This window comes from Streptosporangium sandarakinum (assembly GCF_050942225.1).
Taxonomy (GTDB): Bacteria; Actinomycetota; Actinomycetes; order Streptosporangiales; family Streptosporangiaceae; genus Streptosporangium; species Streptosporangium nondiastaticum.
This window is the reverse complement of sequence record NZ_CP192034.1, coordinates 5616467-5633512: the sequence shown is the minus strand read 5'-3', so window position 1 is coordinate 5633512 and position 17046 is coordinate 5616467. Positions and strand designations below refer to the sequence as shown.

Genomic DNA, 17046 nt, shown 5'->3' with positions numbered 1-17046 from the left:
CCGGCGGCCGTCAGCCGGCCCTCTTCAGCGGGCGCCACCACTCCTGGTGGTCGCGGTACCACCGCACGGTCCGGGCGAGTCCCTCGTCGAAGCCGACGAGGGGCGCGTAGCCGATCTGCTCGATCTTGCCGCTGTCCAGGGCGTAGCGCCGGTCGTGCCCGAGCCTGTCCGGCACCGGCTCGACCATCTCCCAGCCCACGCCGAAGGCGGCCAGCAGGCGTTCCGTGAGCTCGCGGTTGGTCAGCTCGACGCCGCCGCCGATGTTGTAGACCTCGCCGCCCGAACCCTTGTCCAGCACGAGCTGGATGCCCCGGCAGTGGTCGTCGACGTGCAGCCATTCACGGACGTTCCGGCCGTCGCCGTACAGGGGCACCCGCCGTCCGTCGATCAGGTTGGTGACGAAGAGCGGGATGAGCTTCTCCGGGTACTGGTGGGGGCCGTAGTTGTTGCAACAGCGGGTCACCCGTACGTCGAGCCCGTAGGTCCGGTGGTAGGCGCGGCACAGCAGGTCGGCTCCCGCCTTCGAGGCCGCGTAGGGGGAGTTGGGCAGCACGGGCTCGGACTCGGTCCAGGACCCCTCGGCGATGGACCCGTACACCTCGTCGGTGGAGACCTGGACGACCGTGCGCACGCCGGTGTCGAGCGCCGCCTGCAGGAGCCGCTGCGTGCCGTGGACGTTGGTGACCACGAAGTCCTCGGGGCCGGTTATCGAGCGGTCGACGTGCGTCTCGGCCGCGAAGTTGACGATCACGTGGTGGCCGGGCACCACGTCGGCGAGCAGCCCGACGTCGGTGATGTCCCCCCTGACGAACGTGAAGCGCGGATGTTCGGCGACCGGGCGCAGGTTCGCCGGGTTGCCCGCGTACGTGAGCTTGTCCAGCACCGTCACCTGGACGTTCTCGTAGCCGGGGTATTCACCGGACAGCAGCGAGCGCACGTAGTGGGAGCCGATGAACCCGGCGCCGCCCGCAACGAGGATCTTCATGCCCGCACCTGGATTCTGCTGTGGTCGCCGACCATGAGCTGATGTGTGTTGGGAACCCCCCTGGCCCGGCTGACCTCGACGTTCCGGCCGATCAGGGAGTAGGTGAGCCCCGGGACGCCTCTGATGGCGGAGTCCTCCAGAACTATGCTGTACTGCACGTCGGCGTTCTCCAGCACGCACCTCGCGCCGATCGAGGTGTAGGGGCCGATGTACGAGCTGCTGATCTTGCTGTCGGCCCCGACGACCGCGGGCCCCCGGATCACCGAGTTCTCCACCAGCGCCCCCGGCTCGATGAGGACGCGTCCTGATATCTCCGAGAACCCGTCCACGGTTCCCCGGACGTTCGGCTCGATCGCCTCCAGGACGATGCGGTTGCACTCCAGCATGTCCTGCAGGCGCCCGATGTCCTTCCAGTATCCGCTGACGAAGTGCGAGCGGACGCGGCCGCCGTTGTCCATGAGCCACTTGATCGCGTCCGTGATCTCCAGCTCGCCGCGGGCGGAGGGCGTGATCGCCCGGACCGCCTCGTGGACGGCGGGGGAGAAGGTGTAGACCCCCACGATCGCGAGGTCGCTGCGCGGGTGCTCCGGCTTCTCCTCCAGCCCGATGATCTCACCGTCCGGCCCGAGCTCCGCGACCCCGTAGAACTGCGGTTCGGCGACCCTGGTGAGCAGGATCTGGGCGTCGTTGCCGGACCCGCGGAAGGCCTCCACCAGACCGGCGATGCCGTCCACCAGGAAGTTGTCCCCCAGATACATCACGAACGGCTCGTCGCCGAGGAACTCCCGGGCGATCAGGACGCAGTGGGCGAGACCCAGGGGGGCCTCCTGGGGAATGTAGGTCACGTCGAGGCCGAACCGCGAGCCGTCCCCGACCGCCTCCCGGATCTCGTGAGCAGTGTCGCCGACGACGATGCCGACGCTGTGGATGCCCGCGTCCCGTATCGCTTCGAGCCCGTAGTAGAGCACCGGTTTGTTGGCGACGGGGACCAGCTGCTTCGCCGAGGTGTAGGTCAGCGGACGCAGCCTCGATCCCTTGCCGCCCGCCAGAACGAGCGCCTTCATGATCCTTGGGTCCTTCCGTGAGGGATTCCTGGGCGCAGGACGGTCCGCCCGTCCGGATGTCCGTGCGGTTCCGGCAGACGGCTCGACGACGCCCTGCGTTCCGTCGAAGAGCACGGGATGCGTTTCCAGAGCCGGGTTTCCCCGCCGCCGGAGAAGGTCCAGGTCCGGTGGACGACGTAGCCCAGCGGCGGGCTCACGACCACGATCAGGCCCTGCGCCACCAGGACCGGGGCGCCGGTGAGCTCGACCAGGAGCGGGACGCCGACGACGGATGTCGCCAGGAAACCCAGCCCCACCGTGTAGAACCGCAGGTAACCGATGACCCACGAGCTTCCGGAGGCCCGGAAGACCACCAGCCTGTACCAGGGATAGACGATCAACGAGGTGGCCAGGTGACCGGCCACGAGCAGGACCACGTAGGGAACCGCGCCGTCGGTGGCGAGCAGCCCCAGGCCGAGGAGGACGTGATAGATCACGGCCGTCATCGCGCCGGCCGCCAGGTATCCGGCGCGACGTCCCCCGAGCACGGGGACCGGAACCCGCCGTCCGGGACGCGCGGTCCCGTCGCGGGCTTGCTGACTTGCGGTTTCGACCATACGGCGGTCACTCCGAACGGTGGTCGGGAGACGGGAGCGGGGATCAGCCCACCCGGTGGGCCCGGACGGCGTCGATCACGTGGGTCACGCCGGCCTCGTCCAGGTCGGCGAACAGCGGCAGCCGTACCAGGCGGTCCGCGACGTCCTCGGTGACCGGGCAGCCGCCCGGCGCCACCCGCCCGTACCGCACGCCCGCGGGGGCGGTGTGCAGCGGCTGGTAGTGGAACGCCGCCTGCACCCCCCTGCCCGAAAGGTGGGCGATGAACGCCTGACGGTCGTCCAGGCCGGGCAGCAGCAGGTAGTAGAGGTGCGCGGGATGCGCGCAGCCGTCCGGGACCATCGGCTGGGAGACCCCGTTCTCCGCCGCCCAGTCCGCCAGCTCCTCGTGGTACCTCCGCCACACGGCGTGCCGCCGGGCCTGGATCTCCTCGAAGGACTCCAGCTGGGAGGTCAGCAGCGCGGCGAGGACGTCGGACGACAGATAGCTCGAACCGATGTCGACCCACCGGTACCTGTCCACCTGGCCGCGGAAGAACCGGCTGCGATCCGTCCCCTTCTCCCGGACGATCTCGGCCCGCGCGACGAGGCCGGCGTCGTTCAGGAGCAGCGCGCCGCCCTCCCCGCACTGGACGTTCTTCGTCTCGTGGAAGCTCTGCGCCGACATGCTTCCGAACGACCCGAGGGGCCGGCCCCGGTAGGACCCGCCCAGCCCGTGGGCGTTGTCCTCGATGAGAGTCAGGCCGTGGCGTTCCGCGAGTCCGCAGATGACGTCCATCGCGCAGCCGACACCCGCGTAGTGGACGGCCACCACGGCCCGCGTGCGATCGGTGATCGCGGCCTCGACCAGGCGTTCGTCGAGGTTCAGGGTGTCGGGCCTGCAGTCGACGAACACCGGTACGGCCCCGCGCAGGGCGTAGGCGTTGGCCGTCGACACGAAGGTGAACGACGGCATGATCACCTCGTCACCGGGCCGCAGGTCCAGCAGGATCGCCGACAGCTCCAGCGCGTGCGTGCAGGAGGTGGTCAGCAGCGCACGGCCCGACCCGGTCAGCTTCTCCAGGAGGTCGGCGGCCCGGCGGGTGAACGGCCCGTCTCCGGAGGTCGATCCCCCGCGTACGGCCTCCGCGAGATAGCCGAACTCGTTTTCTGAGATATGCGTCCGGTTGAAGGGGACTGTCATCACTTGGGTTGGGCTCACTGCCGCAGTGAACAACAAACCGGGCTGTCGCCACACATCACACCCCATTTCCTGGGGAAGGATCACACAGTTTTTACTTTTGCCGCTCGGTGCTCTCCAAGCCGCCTATACCGGTATCAGCGATATTCCATGGCTTTTGGGATTCCGCTTTCGTGAGGAGCCGGAAGGCCCGGGGCCGCGTCGCGGGGGCGCCGGAAGGAGCCTCCCGCGCCGCGGCCGGCCGCGGCGGGTACGGCGTCAGGTGCTTTCGAACACCACGTCGACCCAGTAGTTGGAGGCCTGGATGGTGCTCGTCGGGAAGGCGTTGGCCGGGCTGTAGGTGTACACGCCGTTGCCGCCCTCGGTGCCGTCCGCCAGCGCGGTGAGCGGGCCGTTGGTGTACGGCGCGGTGAAGTAGGGCCTGTTCAGCGAGTAGCGGCCGCCGGTGTGGTAGGAGGCGACGTAGGTGGTGCCGGCGGTGACCGGGACCGGTGCCGGGAGGTTCACCTGCTGCCAGCCGGAGGGGGTCTCGTTGGTGAAGGTCGCGCTGGAGAGCAGGGTGCCGCCGCTGGTCCACAGGCCCCCGATGTGGGTTCCGTTGTTCTGCGGCGCCTTGTAGAAGCGGATGCCGGTGATGACGCCGTTGGTGGCGGGCTTGAACTTCACCCCGACCGAGACGTCCTGGGAGTCGGGCTGGGCCGGGGTCGCCGGTGTGGCCGTGGCGTCCCACAGGCTGTTCGACGGTCTGAACACCACGTCGACCCAGTAGTTGGATGCCTGGAAGGTGCTCGTCGGGAAGGCGTTCGTCGGGCCGTAGGTGTACACCCCGTTGCCGCCCTCGGTGCCGTCCGCCAGCGCGGTGAGCAGGCCGTTGACGTACGGCGCGGTGAAGTAGGGCCTGGTCACCGAGTAACGGCCGCCGGTGTAGTAGGAGGCGACGTAGGTGGTGCCCGCGGTGACCGGGACCGGTGCGGCGAAGTTCACCTGCTGCCAGCCGGAGGCGGTCTCGTTGGTGAAGGTCGCGTTCGCGAGCAGGGTGCCGCCGCTGGTCCACAGGCTTCCGAAGTGGGTTCCGATGTTCTGCGGAGCCTTGTAGAAGCGCACGCCGGTGATGACGCCGTCCGTGGCGGGCTTGAACTTCACCCCGATCGTGACGTCCTGGGAGTCGGGCTGGGCCGGGACCGCCGGTGTGGCCTTCTTGTCCCACAGGCTGTCCGACACGGACTGGATCAGCTCGGGTGACGTGCTCGGGGCGAAGTGGATCACGGCCTCGTGGTCGAAGGTGTCCCCGCCCAGGTAGACGGCGGTGATGTGATGGTCTCCCGCCGAGAGGCCCGAGGTCGTGAACGTGGCCGGCGCCAGACCGCTGTGGTAGGCCGAGCCGATGATGGTCGGGCCGTCCTTGAAGACCACCTCGCCGGCGGGAACGACCGTGCCGCTGGTCGCCGCCACCGTGGCGGTGAAGGTGACCGGCCGGTCCACCCAGACGGGGTTGGGGGACGAGGACACGGTCGTGGTGGTCGGCGGGTCGTTCGGCACGGTGATGCGGGTGGCCGGCAGGCTGGTGGTGCCCTGGGTGCTGATCGTGCCGTTGAGGGCGAACACGCGGCCGAAGACGGCCGCGCCGCCGCTCACCGTGACCGAGTTCCGGTCCAGGAGGTTCCCCCGGAAGGTGGAGTACGTGCCCAGGGTCGTGTTGCCGCTGACCTGCCAGAAGAGGTTGTTCGCCTGTGCGCCGCGAAGGAGGCTGACGTTGCTGACGTTCGCCGTGGTGAGACTGGACGCCTGGAAGATGAAGACGGCGTCCGGGTCACCCTGCGCGTCGAGGGTGAGCGTGCCGTTGATCGCGAAGGTCCCGTCGGTGGAGTTGTAGACGCCCGGGTTCACGGTCGTCCCGCCCAGCTGCGGGGCCAGGGTGGCGTCGGGCGTCCGCGCGGCCGCGTTGTTGTAGGCGGCGATCAGATCGGCCTTGGCCTGCGCCGCGACGGCGTCGGCGCCGTGGACGGTGCCTGACACGGTGCCCGGGGGGAAGCCGACCACCGACGAACCCGGGCTCACCCCGAGGTCCCCGGTGATCGAGGTGAGGTTGGTGTTGACGACCGCGGTTCCGGCCAGCGCCGCGAAGGGCATGGCGCTGCCGATGCTCAGGGGCGGTGTCGCCGCCGCGTCGCACTGCGTCCCGGCGACCGCGCCCAGCACGAGAGCGGCGGTGACGGACGTCCTCAGCCAGGCACGGGGACCGTTCCGCGGCAGGACCCTCGACCGGCCGGCTCTCCCCCCGGGCGCGGTGGCGACCCGCCGCGCGGGCCGCGCGGCGCGGCCGGCCGTCCGGCCTGGGCGCGCCGGAAACCATCGGCGGGTCCTCCCGCGCCTCGGCTCCTGTGACACAGGGGTCATCTCGGTCCGCGGGCCGACGGCATCGCGATAGGGATCGGACATACGACACAACTCCTCGCTGGCTTCGTGCCGGGTCAGGCGTCCGGTGTGCCCCGTGGCCTGAGACCGGTTGTGAGATCTCGCGGCGCCCGCCCGGCTCGTGTGTCGCTCGCCGTGTCCGCGGTCCGGTGCGCCCACGGCAGGCGGTGCGGGAGAACGCGCGGATACGCCGTGCCGGCGGAGGGCGCCGCGCCGTACGCTGACGACTGTGCCTCGGTGCGGGTGCGTCCGGCTCTTCGGAAAAGCACAAAAGACGTCTTTTAGCGCGTCGATGAAATATAATTTACTCACTCGCCATTTCGCCCATTATTTGACTTATGCGTTATGAGTGGTGGTCTTTCCGTCGCGTCTCCGGCGCCGTGACGACCCCGCCTGGGAACGACACGCCCGGTCCGCGGCCGAAACAGCATCGCAAGCGCACCGGACTCTTACAGTCGGGGGTATATCGCTCTAAGTGACGGGGGTGCGGATATGGGGGAGAAGCTGGTCGTTGTCGGCCAGGGATACGTAGGGCTGCCGCTGGCGATGCGGGCCGTCGAAGCGGGGTTCGACGTGGTGGGCGTCGACGTCGACGAATGGCGGGTCAAGCGACTGAACGCCGCCGAGTCGTACGTCGAGGACGTCAGTGAGGAGACGCTGTCGGCGGCCCATCGCTCAGGCCGCTACCTCGCCAGCACGGACTACGCCGACGCCGAGGGCTTCGACGTCTGTGTGATCACCGTGCCGACGCCTCTGCGCGAGGGCGTCCCCGACCTCAGGCACATCGGTTCGGCCGGTGAGTCGATCGCCCCGCTCCTGCGGCCCGGCGCCACGGTGATCCTGGAGTCCACCACCTACCCCGGGACCACGGAGGAGTACCTGAGGCCGCTGCTGGAGGAGGGGTCGGGACTGTGCACGCCGGAGGACTTCTTCCTCGGCTACAGCCCCGAGCGCATCGATCCCGGCAACCCGCACTGGCACCTGGAGAACACCCCGAAGGTCGTGTCCGGAATCGACCAGGCGTCCCTGCGGAAGGTCGCCGAGTTCTACGGGCGCATCGTGCGGGACGTCGTCTGCGTCTCCTCGCTCCAGGTGGCCGAGCTGTGCAAGCTCCTGGAGAACACCTTCAGGCACGTCAACATCGCCCTGGTGAACGAGCTCTCCATCTTCGCGCAGCAACTCGGGATCGACGTCTGGGAAGCCATCGACGCCGCCTCCACCAAGCCGTTCGGCTACCTGCGCTTCACCCCCGGTCCCGGCGTCGGCGGGCACTGCCTGCCGATCGACCCCTCCTATCTGTCGTGGAAGGTCAAGCGCGCCCTGGGGCACAACTTCCGTTTCGTGGAGCTGGCCAACGACATCAACGACCACATGCCCGACCATGTCGTGCACCGGCTCATCCTCGCGCTGAACCGGCAGGGCCGGCCGCTGCGGGACAGCCGGGTGCTCCTGCTCGGCCTGGCCTACAAGGCCAACGCCGGGGACTGCCGCGAGTCGCCCGCGATCGAGGTGGCCAGGTCCCTGGTCAAGCTGGGCGCGGACGTGCGGGCCGCCGACCCCCACGTGGACGCCCACCTCGCGCCACCCGGGATCGAACTGGTCGAGGCGACCGAACGGGAGCTGTCGGAGGCGGACGCGGTGGTCGTCCTCACCGACCACGACCGCTTCGACTACGAGCAGGTCCAGCGGGTGAGCCCGTTCGTCTTCGACACGCGCCGCCGCTGCCGGGGACCGAACGTCGAGCACCTCTGAGCCGTCCCGGCCGTCCCCCCGTACGGCCGGCGCGGGCGCGGGCGGCCCGGCTCCGCCGTCTCGCGCGGCCGGCCGTACGGCGGGCCGCCGCGCGGTCCGCCACGCGCGCATGACGCGGACGATCAGAGTCTCGCGCGGCCGGTCGTGCGGTCCGCTACGCGCGCATGACGCGGGCGATCAGCTCCTCGACCTGGGTGTTGAGCCGGGAGCCGCGGGGCCACCCGGCGTAGTGGGTGAGGAAGATGACGATCTCGCGGAGCTCGTCCGGGGTGAGCTCGCCGGTCCGCAGCGCCGCGTCGAGCTGGATCTCCACCAGGTCGTCCATGCCCTGGCCGACGAGGAGGCCGAGCAGGAGGAGCCTGCGGTCGCGCATGCTCAGCCCCTCCCGGGACCACACCTCGCCGAACAGGTGCTCCACGGTCATGCCGAAGAAGTCGCCGGCGCCCTCGCCCCGCCCCACGCCGGCCGCCGCGGAACCGTCTCCGGCGTCGTCCCCGCCGTGGACCCGTCTCATGATCTCCAATCCGCGCGCCTGGCGGTCGCGGGTGCTGTCGTCCGAACGCTGGTTCATGGGAACTCCAGGTCCGTCGCCGGCCGGTCGGCCGGGGACGAGCACGATGGGTGGCGTCTCACCCCGTCCATCGTTGGTCATTTCCCGCTCCGGGAAAAGCCACAGCCGACCTTCGGCCCGGATATTTATCACTATGTCGTGTGAATAGGCGGCGGACGTTACACGACGGTCGGGTGCCGGCGGGGGAGGAACGGGAAGGGCCGGGAGCCCCCGAGGGGACTCCCGGCCCTGTTGTCGGTGCCGGAGGCGGGAGCCTCCGGCCGGACCGGGGAGCCGGCGGACCGGCTCCCCGGTGGGAGATCTGTCAGCCGAACTCGCCGTCCTTGACCCCGCCGACGAAGGCGTCCCACTCGCCCTGGGTGAAGGCCAGGGCCGGGCCGTCCGGATCCTTGGAGTCACGGACGAGGTAGAGCTCGTCCGCCTGGGCCTTGTGGGCCGCCACAGCCGGGTCACCGGGCACGATCGCCACTTCGACGCAGTTCCCTCCGGTACTGCGGCTGCTCTTGCGCCACGCGACGCTGGACAGATCCATGGTGGACCTCTGCACTCTTTCTTCCTATCGCTGGTTGGAACATTTCTTCGCCAGCTCCGCGATGAAGGCGGCCGAGGCGTCCGCCCTGAGAGCCATCGCGGTGAGGCTCCCGAACATGAGCGTGTACCGGCGCACCTCGTCCGGATCCTCCAGGACGAGCCCGCTCGCCGCCTGCTCCAGATAGACCAGGTCGAGATCGCCGGGCTCGGGAAAGCCCAGCAGGCAGAACGGGCCGTCCATCGCGGCGTGCGCCCCCGCGGAGAACGGGATGACCCGGATCTCCACGTTGGGCAGCTTGCCGAGATCGACGAGGTGCTCCAGTTGCTCGCGCATCACCTTCGGCCCGCCGACCTGGCGGCGGAGCACCGCCTCGTCGAGCACGGAGACGAGCTGGATCGGCTCGCCGGGGCCGTGCAGCAACTGCTGGCGTGAGATGCGTACGGTGACCTTCTCATCGACTTCAGGAGGGGCGTGGGTCACGGTGGTCACCTCGATGACGGCACGCGCGTAGGCCTCGGTCTGCATCAGGCCGGGGACGACCAGTGGCTCGTAGGAGCGCACCACCGACGCCTCCGCCTCCAGCCCGATGTACGAGTCGAAGCCGGGTTTCAGAGTCTGCCGGTGGCGATGCCACCAGCCACGCTGCCGGGCCTCCCTGGCCATCTGCACCAGGGTCTCCCGGGCCGCGCCCGTCACGCCGTACACATCGGTGAGGGCCGCCACGTCGGAGGGTTTGGGACGGGTGAGACCCGTCTCGTATCTCCAGACGGTGGTGTCGGTGGAGCCGATCCGCTCCGCCACCTCCGCCCGTGACAGCCCGCTGTCCTCCCTCAACCGCGTCAACTCGGCCATGAGACGGCGATGCCGAGCTGTCGGACTGCGCCGGGTAGCCATGCACGTATCTCCGTCCTTGGACAAGAAAACTGTGGAATTTCAATATGAGCTATTGAAGTCCCTGGTAGAACAGTTCACCGTGAGTGAGTGTGCCATCTCAGAGCGCGACGCGCATGGGAATGTGCGGGTCCGGGGAGCGAGGCCGATCATGACAACGCGGCAGCAGACGGTTCAACCTCGATTAACACTCACCCTGCGGGGCGTCCCGGAATCGGTGTCGGTGGCCCGGCGCCGGGTCCGGGAGCTCCTGGGGGAGTGCCACCCCGCGTACGAGGACGTCGTCCTCCTCGTCAGCGAGGTGGTCACCAACTCGGTCGTGCACTCCGGGTCGGGCGGCGGCGGCGCGGTCACGATGACCACGGAGCTCGGGGCCGGGGTCGTCCGCGTCGAGGTCTCCGACGCCGGCTCGGGCGCCTCGGCGCCGCACGTGCGCAACGACCCCGACGCGGAGAGCGGCCGCGGGATGTTCCTGGTCGACCTGCTCGCCGGCCGCTGGGGCGTCGACGACGGCTGCCACGGCGACCCCCGTACCCTCTGGTTCGAGGTCGACTTCTGACGACGGCCACGGTTCCGCGACCGGCTCGTGCCCCGGCCCTCCCGGCCGGCGCCGGGCGGATCTGGACCGCTCCCCCCCGGGCCGGGTACGCCGGAGCCGAAATGCGGGTCATCACCGGTCAACGGCTCCGCCCGTCTCCCGGCGCGGACGCGCGGCGGCCGCTTGGATCGGTGCCCGGAGGACACCGATGAGACGCCGGCCGACCGTGGCGCGCACACTCCTGGCCCTGACGTGCCTGGGCGGGGCCGCCCTTCGCGCCCCGGCCCTCCATGCCCTGGCCCTCCCCGGCCCGGCGCTCCGTGACCCTGCCCTTCATGCCCCGGTCCTTCATGTCCCGGCCCTCCCCGGCCCGGCGCTCCGTGTCCCGGTCCTTCACGCCCCGGCATCCCGCGCCCCGGCTCCCCGGGCCCTGGCATCCCGCGCCCCGGCTCCCCGGGCCCCGGTCTCCCGCGCCTCGCTCCCCGGCTCCCCGGCGGGCGGCTCCGGATACCACTCCTACGCCGAGACGGTGGCGGAGGCGGGCCGGATCGTCGCGGCGCACCCCGGCATCGCCCGCAGCGCCGTCTACGGCACCTCCTACGAGGGCCGCGACCTGATCGTCGTCAAGATCAGTGACAACGTCGCCGTGGACGAGGACGAGCCCGAGGTCCTGTTCACCCACCACCAGCACGCCCGGGAGCACCTCACCGTCGAGATGGCGCTCCACCTCCTCCACCTGCTCACCGAGGGTTACGGCCGGGACGAGCGGATCACCGGACTGGTCGACGGGCACGAGATCTGGATCATGCCGGACCTCAACCCCGACGGCGGCGAGTACGACCTCGCGGGCGGCTCCCGCCGCGGCTGGCGCAAGAACCGCCAGCCCGCACCGGGCTCCTCCGCCGTGGGCACCGACCTGAACCGCAACTGGCCCTACCGGTGGGGCTGCTGTGGCGGCTCCTCGGGCTCGCCCGCCGCCCAGACCTACCGGGGCCCGGCGAGCGAGTCGGCCCCCGAGGTCAGGGCGGTCGCCGACTGGGTGCGCGGCCGCGTGGTGGACGGCGTCCAGCAGATCAGGGCGCACATCGACTGGCACTCCTACGGCGAGATGATCATGTGGCCGTACGGCCACACCCGCGCCGACACCGCTCCGGGCCTGACCCGGGACGACCGCGCGGCGTACGCCGCGCTCGGCCGGAGCATGGCCGCCGTCAACGGCTACACCCCCCGCCAGGCCGGGGACCGCTACGTCATGGACGGCACGCTCGGCGACTGGATGTGGGGCACCTTCAAGATCTTCAGCTACACCTTCGAGATGTACCCGGCCCGCGGCGCCCCCGGCTTCTACCCGCCCGGCCGGCGGATCGCCGCGCAGACCGCCCGCAACCGGGAGGCCGTGCTCCGCTTCCTGGAGTACTCCGGCTGCGTCTACCGGATCATCGGCCGGGCGGCGCGGTACTGCGGCGCGGGGGAGGGCCCGGCCGCCGCCCCGGGCCGGCGCCCCGCTCCCGCCTGACGTCCCCGGCCGGCCTCCCGCCGGCCGGCGGCGCCCCGGCGCTCAGGCGCGGCAGACCAGCTCGCCGTGGAGCAGCGACAGCCAGCCGTCCTCGTCGCCCGCCCACCTCAGCCAGCCCTCGGACAGGCGGCGCAGGTCGTCCTCGGTGGCGGCTCCCGAGGACAGGGCATGACGGGCCATGTCCGAACGCAGCACCCGCTCGGCCCACATCCCGCCCCACCAGGCGCGGTCCTCGGGCGTGGCGAAGCACCAGGTCGAGGAGGTGGCGGTGATGTCGGTGAAACCGGCCGCGCGCGCCCACGACAGCAGCCGCCGCCCCGCGTCCGGCTCGCCGCCGCACGCCCTGGCCACCCGCCGGTAGAGGTCCATCCACTCGTCCAGCTCAGGCAGCCGGGGGAACCAGGCGAACGCGGCGTAGTCACTGTCGCGCACCGCCACGATCCCGCCCGGCCGGCACACCCTGCGCATCTCCCGCAGCGCCCGTACGGGGTCGCCGACGTGCTGCAGGACCTGATGGGCGTGGACGACGTCGAAGGTGTCGTCGGGGAAGTCCAGCGCGTGCACGTCGGAGACGGCGAACTCGACACCGGAGGCGCCCCGCCGCCCGGCCTCCGCGCGGCCCAGCGCCAGCGCCTCCGCGGTGACCTCCACCGCGGTGGTCGTCCCCGGCGCGACCCGCCCGGCCAGGTCCACGGTGATGGTCCCGGGGCCGCAGCCGACGTCCAGCAGGGACATCCCCGGCCTCAGGTGCGGCAGGAGATGGGCGGCGGAGTTCTCCGCGGTCCGCCACCTGTGGGACCGCAGCACGGACTCGTGATGGCCGTGGGTATACACCGCGTGCTCAGCTGTCATGGGGAGATCACTTCCTCGGTCGGCCGGGTGCCGGACGGATCGACCGTAACAGCAATCTCATATACCAAGAGAAAACGTCTCGAATGGTGAAACCCATGACCGGTCCGCGCGGGCCCGCGGGCCGCGCCGTGCGGACCGTGAGAGGCCGCGCCGCAGCTCACGGCCTCCCACGTGCCCCGGCACGCCTGACGGCCGCCGGGCGCGCGACGGCCCGGCCGTTCCCCGGAGCTCCCGGAGTGCGGCGCGGGCCGTCGTGCCCCTCGCAAAGGGGATGCCGCGCTTCCGATGGGGAGAACCCCCCGGAACGGCAAATTCAAAGGCGGAAGTTCACGTCCGGCACGATCTCCACCACGTCCATCTGGGCCTTCTGCAACCTGCCGGAGTGGTCCCAGTTCATCGCCTGCCAGCGGGTGAACTGGTCCAGCACCCACATCCCCGACTGGCGGCTGCCGTTGCCGGACCTGCCGTTCCCGCCGAAGGGCAGGTGCGCCTCGGCCCCGGAGGTGGAGTTGTTCACGCTGACCATGCCCGCCCCGATGCCCTCGCGGAACCGGAAGGCCGTCGCGGGGTCGGTGGTGTAGACGGAGGAGGAGAGCCCGTACCCGGGACGGTTGGCCAGCTCCAGCGCCTCCTCCAGGGTCGAGAAGGAGGTCACGCCGATGATCGGGCCGAAGGTCTCCTCCAGGAACAGCCGATCGCCGGGGCGCACGCCGTCCACGATCACCGGGTGGTAGTACAGGCCGCCCTCACCGGTGAAGTCCCCGCGCGGGTTGCCGGCGGTGATCCGCCCGGTCGGGCCGGAGACGACCCTGTGGTGCGGCTGGATCCAGCCGAGATACTCCTCGTAGCGGGAGGCGAACCTGTGGTCGAGGAGCGGCCCGCACAGCACGTCGCCCGCCGGGTCGCCGATCCCGGCGGCGGCCAGCGCGCGCGTGAGGCGGCCGAGGAACTCGTCGTGGACGCTCTCGTGCACGATGGCCGTGCCCAGGGAGGTGCAGCGCTGCCCGGCCGTGCCGAACCCGGAGAACAGCGCCCCCTCCACCGCCAGGTCGAGGTCGGCGTCGGCCGCCACCACCATCGGGTTCTTGCCGCCGAGTTCGAGGCAGGGCGACTGCAGGTGGCGTCCGCACAGCTCGCCGATCCTCCGGCCCACCTCGGTGGAGCCGGTGAACCCGACCTTGTGCACCGTGCCCTCGTCCAGCGCCGCCTCAAGGCCCTCGAACGTCGCGGCGCCGTCGGCGAACACCAGGTTCAGCACGCCGTCGGGCAGCCCCGAGGCGGCGAACAGCCGGTACAGCGCCTCGGCGGACGCCGCGGCGTACTCGGCCGGCTTCCACACGACCGCGTTCCCGGCCAGCAGCGCGGGCACCAGATACCACGACGGCACCGCGACCGGGAAGTTGCCCGCCGTGATCACCGCGGCCACCCCGACCGGGACCCGGAAGGTGAACAGGTTCTTGTCCGGCATCTCCGAGGGCACCGTCTGCCCGTAGAGGCGCCGCCCCTCGCCGAGGAAGAAGTCGCAGGTGTCGACGATCTCGCGGACCTCGCCCAGCGCCTCGGCGTACGGCTTGCCGATCTCGCGCGTCACCAGCCGGGCCAGGGACTCGGCGTTGGCCTCCACCAGCCGCCCGATCGACGCGATCACCCGCCCCCGGACGGGCGCGGGGACGCGCGCCCACTCCCGCTGCGCCGCGGCCGCCGTACGGCAGGCGGAGGAGAACGTCTCCGCGTCGGCCAGCCGGACCCGCGCGACCACCTCGTCGACGCGGGAGGGGTTGATCGAGTCGTAGTCCGTGCCGCCCGCCGCCTGCTTGCCACCGATCACGGAGCTGATCTCGCCGGTCACCGTCGACCTCCTCGTGTGGGTTCTCTGACGGCATTGTCCCCGCAGCGGGCCGCGCCGTCACACCCCGGCGGGCACGCGGTGCCGGGGGGTGGGCGGAGCGGGGGCCGCCGGTCAGGCCATCCGGAAGTCGGCGAAGTCGAAGCCGGGGGAGACCACGCAGCTCACCAGGGCCCCCTCCTCCCCGGCGGGCCGGGCCGCCTGCCAGGTGCCGCCGGGGACCACCGCCTGGGGGACCTCCCCCTCCTCCACCCGCGGCCCGAGGACGACGGTCCGGGCCGGCTGCCCCTCGTGGCCGCCGAGGACGAGGAGCAGAGGACCGCCCCGGTGCCACAGCCACACCTCGTCGGAGCGGACCACGTGCGGGCGCGACTCCTCACCCGGCTCCAGCAGGAAGTAGATCCCGGTGGCCGTGGCCCGGGGCCCGCCGTACCCGGGCGGGGTGACGTCGAGGGAGGCCCGCCAGGTCTCCCGGTACCACCCGCCCTCCGGGTGCGGCAGCAGCCCGAGCGTCTCGGCGAGCGGCGGGCGGGCGGGAACGGTCATCAGGCACCTCCGGCGCGGGGCGGGTCCCGGCCGCTTCGCGGCGCGGGCGCCGGACAGTCTGCCATCCCGGCGGCGCGCGGCGCGGGACGGGGCGGGGAAAGCGGCGAGGGGGACATCCCGTGGGAAGGGACGCGCGGGTGAAGGGACGCCGTTCCGGAGTGGGGATTTGTCGGTGGGGCTGGCTAGCGTTCGGGACGTGACCGAACGGTGGAACCGAGACCAGGTGCTGGCCCTCGCGCCCGACGCGTCGTCCCAGAAGGCGGCCCAGGGGGTCTCCTCACCCGGCAAGTGGTCGGGCGCCGGGGCCACGGCGGACGCGCTGTGGGGAGAGTGCAGGGGCAGCGGTTCCAAGCCCTACCTGGCGTGCGTGGACCTGTCCGAGCCCGCCTACCGCTGTAGCTGCCCGAGCCGGAAGTTCCCCTGCAAGCACGCCCTCGGCCTGCTCCTGCTGTGGTCGGCCGGCGGCGTCCCGGACGCCGCCGAGCCCGCCGACTGGGCCGCGGAGTGGCTCGACCGGCGGCGCGACCGCGCGGCCAGGACGGCGGTCCGGGCGTCCGCCCCGGCGGGCGGCGGCGAGGCGGTGACGGGCGGCGGTGCGGCGGGCGGCGAGGCCGGCGCGGGCCGGGCGGGAGGCACGGCCGTGGCGGCCGGGCCGGGCCCCGCCGACGCCCGGCGGGCCGCGCAGCGCGAGCGGCGCGTGACGGCGGGCCTGGCGGAGCTGGAACGCTGGCTCGCCGACCAGGTCAGGCAGGGTCTCGCCACCTCCCGGCGGCACGACCAGTGGGACGACCTCGCCAAACGCCTCGTCGACGCCCAGGCCCCGGCCGTCGCCGGAGCCGTCTCCCGCCTGGGCGCGGTGCTGACCGGCGACGACTGGCCCGCCCGCCTCCTCGGCGAGTACGCCCTGCTGCACCTGCTGGCCGTGGCCCACCGGCGCCTCACCCCGGCCGCCGGTCCGGCGGACCCGGCTATCGGTTCGGCGGACGCGACCGTCGGTTCGGTGGACCCGGCCGTCGGCCCGGCGGGCACGGCCGTCGGTTCGGCGGACGCGGGGGCGGGCTCGACGCCGCGCTGCTGCGGACGGTCCGCGAGCGGGTCGGCTTCCCCGTCGCCAAGGAGGAGGTCCTGGCCGGCGAGCCGGTCCGCGACCGATGGGACGTCCTCGGGCGCCGCGACACCGAGCACGACCGGATCACCGCCCGCCGGGTCTGGCTGCGCGGCCGGTCCACCGGCCGGGCCGCGCTCGTCCTGTCGTTCGCCCCGGCCGGCCAGGCCCTCGACGCCTCCCTCGTCACCGGCACGACCCTGGACGCCGACCTGGCGTTCTACCCCGGCTCGTGCCCGCTGCGCGCCCTGGTCGCCGCCCGCCACGACCATGCCCCCGGTGTCTCCGCCGGCCCCCCGCCGGGCTCCACGGTGGACGGGGCGCTGGACGAGGTGGCCCGCGCCCTCGCCGCGGACCCCTGGACCGACTCCTGGCCCGTGGTGCTCGACGCGGTGGTCCCCGCCGGGAGCGGCCTGCGGGCGCTGACCGGCCCGGACGGCGCGCTGGCGTTGCACCCCGCCTGCGGCACGCCCTGGCGGCTGATCGCCGCCTCCGGCGGCCACCCGCTGACCGTCGCCGCCGAATGGACCCCGGAGGGACTGCGCCCCCTCACCGCCTGGGACGAGGAAGGACGGGTGATCGTCCTGTGACCGCCCGTCCTGTTCGTTTTGTCTGTTATGTCCGTTCCGCCCGTCCCGGCTCGCGGGCCGGGACGATCCC

The 17046-nt window shown here is 71.9% G+C and carries 16 protein-coding genes; 5 read left to right on the top strand and 11 right to left on the bottom strand.

Annotated elements, in window-relative coordinates; translation table 11 throughout:
* Nucleotides 1-10 precede the first annotated feature (10 nt).
* From rfbB to ACQP10_RS26165, 5 genes are all read right to left on the bottom strand, one after another.
* A complete protein-coding gene (rfbB, locus tag ACQP10_RS26185) occupies nt 11-985 on the bottom strand; it encodes a dTDP-glucose 4,6-dehydratase (protein WP_346022846.1) in 975 nt (324 codons plus the stop codon).
* Nucleotides 982-2049, bottom strand: coding sequence for a glucose-1-phosphate thymidylyltransferase (locus tag ACQP10_RS26180; RefSeq protein WP_179827282.1), 1068 nt, complete (start codon nt 2047-2049; stop codon nt 982-984). Before ACQP10_RS26180 ends, rfbB begins: the two co-directional genes overlap by 4 nt.
* The gene (locus ACQP10_RS26175) at nt 2046-2645 is read right to left on the bottom strand and encodes a GtrA family protein (protein WP_346022845.1); all 600 of its coding nucleotides are present in this window, start codon (nt 2643-2645) and stop codon (nt 2046-2048) included. Before ACQP10_RS26175 ends, ACQP10_RS26180 begins: the two co-directional genes overlap by 4 nt.
* A 43-nt stretch (nt 2646-2688) precedes the next feature.
* On the bottom strand, nt 2689-3825 hold the full coding sequence (gene rffA, locus ACQP10_RS26170) for a dTDP-4-amino-4,6-dideoxygalactose transaminase (protein WP_433539914.1): 1137 nt from the start codon (nt 3823-3825) through the stop codon (nt 2689-2691).
* 255 nt (nt 3826-4080) lie between these two features.
* A complete protein-coding gene (locus ACQP10_RS26165; protein ID WP_433539913.1) occupies nt 4081-6021 on the bottom strand; it encodes a DUF4082 domain-containing protein in 1941 nt (646 codons plus the stop codon).
* Nucleotides 6022-6729: 708 nt separating this feature from the next.
* Between ACQP10_RS26165 and ACQP10_RS26160 the strand changes: the two genes are divergently transcribed.
* On the top strand, nt 6730-7989 hold the full coding sequence (locus tag ACQP10_RS26160) for a nucleotide sugar dehydrogenase (protein WP_346022842.1): 1260 nt from the start codon (nt 6730-6732) through the stop codon (nt 7987-7989).
* A 154-nt stretch (nt 7990-8143) separates the two neighbouring features.
* Here the strand turns inward: ACQP10_RS26160 and ACQP10_RS26155 are convergent, their stop codons facing one another.
* The 3 genes from ACQP10_RS26155 to ACQP10_RS26145 form a co-directional block, all read right to left on the bottom strand.
* Entirely contained in the window at nt 8144-8560 is a 417-nt protein-coding gene (locus ACQP10_RS26155) for a carboxymuconolactone decarboxylase family protein (protein ID WP_346022841.1), read from the bottom strand.
* Between the two features lie 304 nt (nt 8561-8864).
* On the bottom strand, nt 8865-9092 hold the full coding sequence (locus tag ACQP10_RS26150) for a DUF397 domain-containing protein (RefSeq protein WP_179828771.1): 228 nt from the start codon (nt 9090-9092) through the stop codon (nt 8865-8867).
* Nucleotides 9093-9116: 24 nt separating this feature from the next.
* Nucleotides 9117-9944, bottom strand: coding sequence for a helix-turn-helix domain-containing protein (locus ACQP10_RS26145; protein ID WP_229810954.1), 828 nt, complete (start codon nt 9942-9944; stop codon nt 9117-9119).
* Between the two features lie 190 nt (nt 9945-10134).
* Here ACQP10_RS26145 and ACQP10_RS26140 point away from each other — a divergent pair, with 190 nt between their 5' ends.
* Together ACQP10_RS26140 and ACQP10_RS26135 are read left to right on the top strand one after the other, a co-directional pair.
* Nucleotides 10135-10542, top strand: a complete 408-nt coding sequence (locus ACQP10_RS26140; protein WP_346022840.1) for an ATP-binding protein — start codon at nt 10135-10137, stop codon at nt 10540-10542.
* A 508-nt stretch (nt 10543-11050) separates the two neighbouring features.
* Complete coding sequence (locus tag ACQP10_RS26135) at nt 11051-12037, top strand: M14 family metallopeptidase (protein ID WP_312873592.1); 987 nt, start codon at nt 11051-11053, stop codon at nt 12035-12037.
* Nucleotides 12038-12079: 42 nt separating this feature from the next.
* Here ACQP10_RS26135 and ACQP10_RS26130 read toward each other — a convergent pair whose 3' ends face one another.
* From ACQP10_RS26130 to ACQP10_RS26120, 3 genes are all read right to left on the bottom strand, one after another.
* The gene (locus ACQP10_RS26130) at nt 12080-12889 is read right to left on the bottom strand and encodes a class I SAM-dependent methyltransferase (RefSeq protein WP_218912673.1); all 810 of its coding nucleotides are present in this window, start codon (nt 12887-12889) and stop codon (nt 12080-12082) included.
* Between the two features lie 313 nt (nt 12890-13202).
* Nucleotides 13203-14738: an aldehyde dehydrogenase family protein gene (locus ACQP10_RS26125; RefSeq protein ID WP_346022837.1), complete on the bottom strand. Its 1536-nt coding sequence runs from the start codon at nt 14736-14738 to the stop codon at nt 13203-13205.
* Nucleotides 14739-14849: 111 nt separating this feature from the next.
* The gene (locus ACQP10_RS26120) at nt 14850-15281 is read right to left on the bottom strand and encodes a cupin domain-containing protein (protein WP_346022836.1); all 432 of its coding nucleotides are present in this window, start codon (nt 15279-15281) and stop codon (nt 14850-14852) included.
* Between the two features lie 196 nt (nt 15282-15477).
* On the opposite strand from ACQP10_RS26120, the gene ACQP10_RS26115 reads away from it, so the two are divergent.
* The gene (locus tag ACQP10_RS26115; RefSeq protein ID WP_433539912.1) at nt 15478-16812 is read left to right on the top strand and encodes an SWIM zinc finger family protein; all 1335 of its coding nucleotides are present in this window, start codon (nt 15478-15480) and stop codon (nt 16810-16812) included.
* Nucleotides 16764-16976, top strand: a complete 213-nt coding sequence (locus ACQP10_RS26110) for a hypothetical protein (protein ID WP_433539911.1) — start codon at nt 16764-16766, stop codon at nt 16974-16976. Before ACQP10_RS26115 ends, ACQP10_RS26110 begins: the two co-directional genes overlap by 49 nt.
* Nucleotides 16977-17046 lie beyond the last annotated feature (70 nt).